The sequence below is a fragment of the Frankia nepalensis genome (assembly GCF_016786325.1).
GTDB classification, from domain to species: Bacteria; Actinomycetota; Actinomycetes; order Frankiales; family Frankiaceae; genus Pseudofrankia; species Pseudofrankia nepalensis.
Genome location: NZ_JADWYU010000110.1, coordinates 37,532 through 44,990, shown reverse-complemented (window position 1 = coordinate 44,990; position 7,459 = coordinate 37,532). Strand labels below are relative to the sequence as shown.

Genomic DNA, 7,459 nt, shown 5'->3' with positions numbered 1-7,459 from the left:
CCCCCCCGCGCGGGGCGGCCGCCGGTGGGGGGCGGGCGCGGGGGGCCCGCCGCCGGGCGGCTCGGCCACCGGATCGGGCGGCTGGGGCGGGGGCGCGCCGACCGCCGCCAGCCGGTAGCCGACGCCGCGCACGGTCTGCACGATGCAGGGGTCGCCGATCTTGGCGCGCAGCGAGGCCACGTGCACCTCCAGGGTGCGCGACGCGGACTGCACCGACGAGCCCCAGACCTCGCTGATCAGCTGCTCCCGCCGGAACACCACGCCCGGCGCCCGGGCGAGCTCGGCCAGCAGGTCGAACTCCTTGCGGGTGAGGGTGATCGCCCGGCCGTCGGTCCCCGTCACCTCGCGGCTGTCGAGGTGGATGCGCAGCCCGCGGGTCGCGACCACCCGGCCCACCTCCGCCAGGCCGACGCCGGCCCCGGCCCTGACGTCGGTACCGGCACCGGTGCCGGTACCGGGCGAGCGCTGGCGCGCGGCCGCCGCCTGGCCCGTGAGGGCCTCGGTGTCCTGGAGGAACGGGTCAGGGCGGGATCGGCGCACCACGGCATGGATCCGGGCGATCAGCTCGCGCAGGTCGTAGGGCTTGACGATGTAGTCATCCGCGCCGAGATAGAGGCCGTGGATGCGGGCGGACAACTCGGCGCGCGCGGTCACCATGATCACCGGCGTGTTGGACAGCTTGCGGATCCGGCTGCACACCTCGAAGCCGTCGCGGTCGGGCAGGCCCAGGTCGAGGAGCACCAGGTCCGGCCGGGTGTGCATGAGGTCCAGCGCGCGGGCGGCGGTACGGGCACGGACGATGTCGAAACCATGCCGGCCGAGCACGCTGGACAGCGCGGCGGCGACCCGGTCGTCGTCCTCCACGATCAACAGCCGCATGGGTACTCCCGTCCGGCGCTGCCCAGCCTCCTCGAGGCGGTTCGCCCTCCTGGCCTCACCGCCGCGGCCGGCCCACCGGCGCGTCGCCCGTCATGCCCGACAAGCTAGCACTCCGACAGGACCTGCTCCGGAGCACATTAATTTCGGCGCCGTATCGGCGCCGTGTCCGGTACCTGACACGGCGGCGACGGCGACAGGGTCGGCTCAAGGCAACGACCATCTGAAGGCGATGGTCGTCCCAAGGCGAAGGTCACCTCAAGACGAAGGCCGCTCCAAGGCGGAGGTCATCTGAACGATGTGTCTACCGAGTCACGGTCGGACTTCCGCCGGCGCGTGGCGACTTTCAGCTCGCCGAGACTTCATGGCCCATCTCCTCGGCCGCATCTCGTCGGCCCCGTCTTCGACACCCAACATCCATGGCCCCACCATCCGCCCGCTGCCGCTTCGCGCAGCGGCGACGCGACCGGCCGCGCGATCGCCCTCGCCGGTTCGCCCGGCGGCCCGCCGGTCCGCCCACGAGCGCTCCGCGCGGCGCCCGCCGCGTTAATTCAGGTCGCGGGTAGCTCAATTCTTCGTCAGGGCGGCTGCCCGCCACATAGCGGCGAACTATGGTCAGAGGAAGGATGAAAAGGGCGCCGCGAGGCACCAGGCATCCAGGCTTTTAACCTGCTCCCGATGCGTCGACGCTATTTTTCGGGCATTTCTGGCAGGAGAGTTCGGAAGGAGCCGCCAGGCATGTTCTCTCGCGGTCGGGCCACGGCCGGCTCGATTCCGGCGGATGGTCCCGCCAGAATCGAGGTCGCCGGCGACCCGCCGGCTCGACACCCCCCGGCGGAGCACGCCGTGCCCGTTCCCGAGGTGTCGGAGGCACCGGACGCCACCGCCACCGAGGCGGGCCGGATCCCGGCCGCGCGCGGGGCGGACGAGCCCATGCTGCGGCTCGAAAAGGTCTCCAAGTCATTTGGCTCGCTGCGGGTGCTCCGCGAGATCGACCTCACGGTCGCCCGGGGCGAGGTAGTGGCCGTGATCGGGCCCTCCGGCTCGGGGAAATCGACATTGTGCCGGTGCGTCAACCGGCTGGAGACCGTCGACTCGGGACGGATCGTCATCGACGGCCAGCCGCTGCCGGCGGAGGGGCGAGCGCTCGCGCGGGCGCGGGCCGACATCGGCATGGTGTTTCAGGCATTCAATCTGTTCGGCCACCGCACCGTGCTGGACAACGTCACCCTCGGCCCCCGCAAGGTGCGCGGGACGCCGAAGGCCGAGGCGGAGCGGCGCGCCCGGGCGCTGCTCGAACGGGTCGGCATCGCCGACAAGGTCGACCAGTTGCCGGCCGCGCTCTCCGGTGGGCAGCAACAGCGCGCCGCGATCGCCCGGGCACTGGCAATGGAACCGAAGATCATGCTGTTCGACGAGCCGACGTCCGCGCTCGACCCCGAAATGGTCGGCGAGGTGCTCGACGTGCTGCGGGAGCTGGCTTCCTCGGGCATGACGATGCTCGTCGTCACGCACGAGATGGGCTTTGCCCGCTCGGCCGCCGACCGGGTGATCTTCATGGATGGCGGTCAGATTCTCGAGACGGGCGCGCCGGACGAGTTCTTCGCCAACCCACGCCAGGAGCGGGCCCGCGACTTCCTCGCGAAGGTCCTGACCCACTAGGGCACGTCTCGTGGATCTTCGGCCGCGCGGATCGGCGCCCGGACGGTCACGTCGACCAAGATCCGTGAGCCACGCCCCGGGACACCTCACGCGGATCATGTTCCGCGATCCCGGACCGCCGATCCGCGCACGCGACCAGCGATCATCACCCCACCCCGGCCGGCCCCCTCGGAAGATCACCAGATCTGCGCGAAGTCCAGGCACAAAACGGACAGAAACCGCCGGACAGCGCACACATTCGACGATCAAGGAAGCCGCCGGCCCCCCGCGGGCCGGTGATCACCGAATGTGTACGCGGATCGGCGGTCCAGCAGCCCAGCAAGATCCACAGAAAGGACCTCGGGGCGCCCCGGGAGGCGCCGCACGCCAAAGACGGGGCCAAGGACGGCCAAAGCACCCATCCGGGGATCCACCGGTCACGAACTCCAACCGACTGGTCGTTTCGGGGCAGGGACCCGGCGACCACGACCAGCACCCCGCAACCGACCCCCGAAAGGATCAACCGTGCGCATCCCCCTGCCAGGACGATCCCGACCAGGCACGGCCGCTCCCGGCCCCGAGCCGCGGCGCGCCCGGCGGCGCGCGCTGCCGCTGGCGGCCGCGGCCGTCGCGCTCGCGCTGACGGCCGCGGCCTGTGGCGGCGACGACGAGGACACGCCGACCACGGCCGCTCCGGGTGCCCCGGCAAGCTCCGGCGAGTACACGATGACGAAGCTCGCCGACCTGCCGGACAGCCCGACCCTCGACAAGATCGCGGATCGCGGGAAGATCATCATCGGCACCAAGGTCGACCAGCCGCTGTTCGGTCTACAGAACCCGACCAACGGCGAGTACGAGGGGTTCGACACCGAGATCGCCCGACTCCTGGCGATACGGATCTTCGGCGACGAGTCGAAGATCGAATTCGTCGAGAGCATCTCCAAGAACCGCGAGCCGTACATCCAGCAGGGCAGGGTCGACGCGGTCGTGGCGACCTACACGATCAATGACACCCGCAAGGAGCTGGTCAGCTTCGCCGGCCCGTACTACATCGCGGGCCAGGACATCATGGTCAAGGCGGACAACACGTCGATCACCTCGGTCGACGACCTGAACGGCAAGAACGTCTGCTCGGTTCAGGGCTCGACCTCCGAGAAGAACCTCGCCGCGAAGGCGCCCCAGGCCAAGCCCCTGCTCCTCGACAACTACAGCGCGTGCGCCGAGGCGCTCGGCGACGGCCGGGTCGACGCCGTGACCACCGACGACATCATCCTGCTCGGCCTCATCGACGCCAGCGACGGTGACTACAAGCTCGTCGGCAAGACGTTCACGACCGAGCCCTACGGCATCGGCCTGCCCAGGGACGACACCGCCTTCCGCGAGTTCGTGAACGACACCCTCGAGGAGGCCTACACCAACGGCGACTGGGCGAAGGCCTTCGAGAAGACCGTCGGCGTCGTCGAGGAGAACACCCCGACGCCGCCCACCGTGGATCGCTACGCCCTGTCCTGATCATGCGCCGCCCGGGCCGGGCCACGCCCTGACGGGGCGCGGCCCGGCCCGGCCGATGACCACCGCTCGCGATGGACGCGAGGCCCGCGCGTCCCCGCGCGCGGGCGCCCGCCCGCCCAGCCGGCCGCCCCTTCAGCCGGCCGGGCCCCAGCCGGCCACCGCCACCCCGGCGGTCGGCGGCGCGGCCCGGTGGCCGGCCGAGCCCACCCGATCCGCGCGCCCGGAGCGCGCCCTGGCCAGCACCTGGCCTCAGACGACACAGTGGAGCGCCGCGTGGACGTCGTCCTCGACAACCTGGACAAGTACGGCTCTGGAATGTGGGTCACCGTGGAGCTCACGGCCCTGTCGTTCCTGCTGGCGCTCGCCGTCGGCACGGTGGTCGCCGGCATGCGGGTCAGCCCGTCCGCGCCGGTGCGCGCCGCGGGCACGCTGTACGTCGAGACGGTCCGCAACACCCCACCGCTCGTCCTGCTCTTCCTCTTCGTCTACGGCCTGCCGAAGGCGGGCGTGATCTACTCGCTCTTCACCTCGGCCGTGATCGTGCTGGGCTGCTACACCGGCGCCTTCGTGGGGGAGGCGCTGCGCTCCGGGATCGCCTCCGTCCCGGTCGGTCAGGCGGAGGCCGCCCGCGCGCTGGGCCTGAGCTTCACGCAGACCCTGCGCTCCGTCGTGCTCCCGCAGGCCTTCCGAACCGTCATCCCCCCGATCGGCGGGCTGTTGTCGGCGCTGGTCCGCAACAGCGCGCTGGCCGCGGTGATCGGAGTGGCGGACCTCACCTACCAGGCCGAGCGGGTGAACACCGCGCACACGGACCCAATTCCGATCTTCATTGGCGCCATGATCTGCTACCTGATCCTGACCCTGCCACTGGGCGCGCTGATCGGGTTCGCCGAGCGCCGGCTGGCGGTGACCCGGTGACCGCGAGCTCGTTTCCGCCGCCCCTCACTGAGCGGGGCCGGCGCGGGCCGGCGGCTTCGGTGGAACCGGCGGCCTCGGTAGAAAAGGCCCGCTCGACCCGCTCCCAGGAGTTCTGATGGCCGGTTCGGTCCTCTACGACGCGCCCGGGCCGCGGGCGCGCCGCCGCGCGCTGATCGGCTCCGTCGTGGCGATCGCGGTCGCCGCTTTCCTCCTCGTGATCGTTCTGCGCCGCTTCGCCGACAAGGGCCAGCTCGACGCGGACCGCTGGGAGTTCGTCACCGATCCGGCCATCCTGCGCTTCCTCGGCGGGGGTCTGCTCAACACCTTGAAGGCAGCCGCGGCCGGCGGGGCGCTGGCGCTGGCCATCGGCCTGGTGATGGCGGTCGGCCGCCTCGCGCCATCCGTCCTGGTACGCGCCGTCGCGACAAGTTACGTGCAGTTCTTCCGGGCCGTGCCGCTGATCCTGTTGATCCTGTTCATGGGACTCGGGCTGCCCAGCCTCGGGCTGAAGCTTCCGGTGTTCTGGTTTCTGGTGTTCGGCCTGGCCCTCTACAACGGCGCCGTGTTCGCCGAGATCTTCCGGTCGGGCATCCTCGCGCTGCCGCGGGGGCAGCGGGAGGCCGGAGCGTCACTCGGGCTGACGTTCTGGCAGACGATGCGGCTGGTGCAGCTCCCGCAGGCGATCCGGTGGATGGTGCCGTCGCTGGTCAGCCAGTTCGTGGTGCTGCTCAAGGACAGCTCGCTGGGCTTCGTGCTCTCCTACCACGAGCTGCTGCGCCGTGCGGAGATCACGGGGCAGTTCAGCCGGTCCCTCCTGCAGGTCCTCTTCGTCGCCGCGGTCATCTACGTCGCCGTCAACGCGACCCTGTCCTACCTCGCCCGCTGGCTCGAGCGACGTACCCGCGCGGGGGCCATGGTGGCCGCGGCGGGCGCCGGCCCGCGCGGCCGGGCGGGAGCCGCGGCGACGTCGACCCAGGCCGAAAGCGAGCTGAGCGGCGTGGGCGGCATGGGCGTGCCCGACAGGATGGGCGACTGAACCGGGAACGAACCCGCCCCGGGCGGGCCGCCGGCGCGGAGATCAGGCGGCCGGCGCCGGCAGGGCTCCGTCCGCGCCCGTCCGCGGCGCGGGCCGCGCCGAGTCGCCCGGTGTGCCTGAGCCGCCGGGCGCGGCGGCCGGGCCGGGCCGGATCCCGGCCGACAGGAACGCGGCCACCAGGCACAGGAACGCGGCGCCGTACCAGGCGACCGTGTAGCTGCCGGTGGCGCCGCGCACCCAGCCGGCGGCGACGGCCGCGGCGGCGGCCCCGAGCTGGTGGGACGCGAACACCCAGCCGAAGACCACGGCGGCGCGCTGTGGCCCGAACACGGACCTGCACAGCGCGATCGTCGGCGGCACCGTCGCCACCCAGTCGAGCCCGTACACGACGATGAAGACGATCATGCTCGGGTGCGGCTCGGGCCCGAGCAGCACCGGCAGCCCGGCGAGGCCGAGCCCGCGCAGCGCGTAGTAGGCGACCAGCAGGTAGCGGCCGTCGAACCGGTCGGTCAGCCAGCCCGACGCGACCGTCCCGACGATGTCGAACACGCCGACGACGGCGAGCAGCCCGGCCGCCGTGACCTCGGCCATCCCGTGGTCGTGCGCGGCCGGCACGAAATGGGTGCCGATCAGACCGTTGGTGCTGGCGCCGCAGATGAAGAACCCGCCGGCGAGAGCCCAGAAGGCGCGGGTACGCGCCGCGTCGGCGAGCCCGGTCAGCGCCGCCCAGGCCGCGGCTCCCGCGCCGCGCTCGGCCACGGCGGCGCCCGCCGGTCCCGTTCCCGGCGCCGCCGCCCCGGCCGGCGGGGACTCCGGCTCCGGGGGCGCGCCGTAGGGGCGCAGGCCGACGTCGCTCGGCCGGTCCCGGATGCCGACCACCACCAACGGCACCACGGCCGCCGCGGCGACCGTCACGGTCAGCGCGGCCGTGCGCCAGCCGTAGGAGTCCACCAGCACCGCGAGCACCGGCAGGAAGATCAGCTGACCGGTCGCCCCGCCGGCGGTGAGCACGCCGACGACGAGGCCGCGGTGCCGCTCGAACCAGCGGCCGGTGATCGTCGCCGCGAACACCAGCGCCATCGAGCCGGTGCCGAGGCCGACCAGCACGCCCCAGCAGGCGACCAGCTGCCAGGTCTCCGTCATGAACACCGTCAGTCCGCTGCCCACCGAGACCAGCAGCAGCGCCGCGGAGACCACCCGGCGGATCCCGAACCGCTCCATCAGGGCGGCCGCGAACGGCGCGGTGAGCCCGTAGAGCACGAGGTTGACGGACACCGCGGTGGAGACGGTGGCTCGCGACCAGCCGAACTCCTCCTCCAACGGGAGGATGAACACGCTCGGCACCGCGCGGAACCCGGCCGCCCCGACCAGCGCGACGAACGCCACCGCCGCCACCACCCAGGCCCTGTGCGGCGGTCGCCAATAAGGGCGCTTGCGCGCCCATTGGCGCTCCGCCGTCGGGGCGCTGAGCGCCCC

At 72.4% G+C, this 7,459-nt stretch carries 6 protein-coding genes; 4 read left to right on the top strand and 2 right to left on the bottom strand.

Annotated elements, in window-relative coordinates:
- On the bottom strand, nucleotides 1–879 hold an 879-nt coding region (locus I6A81_RS13830), incomplete at its 3' end, for a response regulator transcription factor (RefSeq protein WP_203010201.1).
- Nucleotides 880–1,809: 930 nt separating this feature from the next.
- Between I6A81_RS13830 and I6A81_RS13825 the strand changes: the two genes are divergently transcribed.
- The 4 genes from I6A81_RS13825 (at nucleotide 1,810) to I6A81_RS13810 (ending at nucleotide 5,983) form a co-directional block, all read left to right on the top strand.
- Nucleotides 1,810–2,538: an amino acid ABC transporter ATP-binding protein gene (locus I6A81_RS13825; RefSeq protein WP_203002772.1), complete on the top strand. Its 729-nt coding sequence runs from the start codon at nucleotides 1,810–1,812 to the stop codon at nucleotides 2,536–2,538.
- 504 nt (nucleotides 2,539–3,042) lie between these two features.
- Complete coding sequence (locus I6A81_RS13820; protein ID WP_203002750.1) at nucleotides 3,043–4,029, top strand: glutamate ABC transporter substrate-binding protein; 987 nt, start codon at nucleotides 3,043–3,045, stop codon at nucleotides 4,027–4,029.
- A gap of 273 nt (nucleotides 4,030–4,302) precedes the next feature.
- On the top strand, nucleotides 4,303–4,947 hold the full coding sequence (locus I6A81_RS13815; RefSeq protein ID WP_203002749.1) for an amino acid ABC transporter permease: 645 nt from the start codon (nucleotides 4,303–4,305) through the stop codon (nucleotides 4,945–4,947).
- 115 nt (nucleotides 4,948–5,062) lie between these two features.
- Nucleotides 5,063–5,983 (top strand): amino acid ABC transporter permease, encoded by a 921-nt coding sequence (locus tag I6A81_RS13810; RefSeq protein ID WP_203002748.1) that lies wholly within the window; start codon nucleotides 5,063–5,065, stop codon nucleotides 5,981–5,983.
- 42 nt (nucleotides 5,984–6,025) lie between these two features.
- On the opposite strand, the gene I6A81_RS13805 is transcribed toward I6A81_RS13810, so the two are convergent.
- Nucleotides 6,026–7,381, bottom strand: a complete 1,356-nt coding sequence (locus tag I6A81_RS13805) for an MFS transporter (RefSeq protein ID WP_307875434.1) — start codon at nucleotides 7,379–7,381, stop codon at nucleotides 6,026–6,028.
- Nucleotides 7,382–7,459 lie beyond the last annotated feature (78 nt).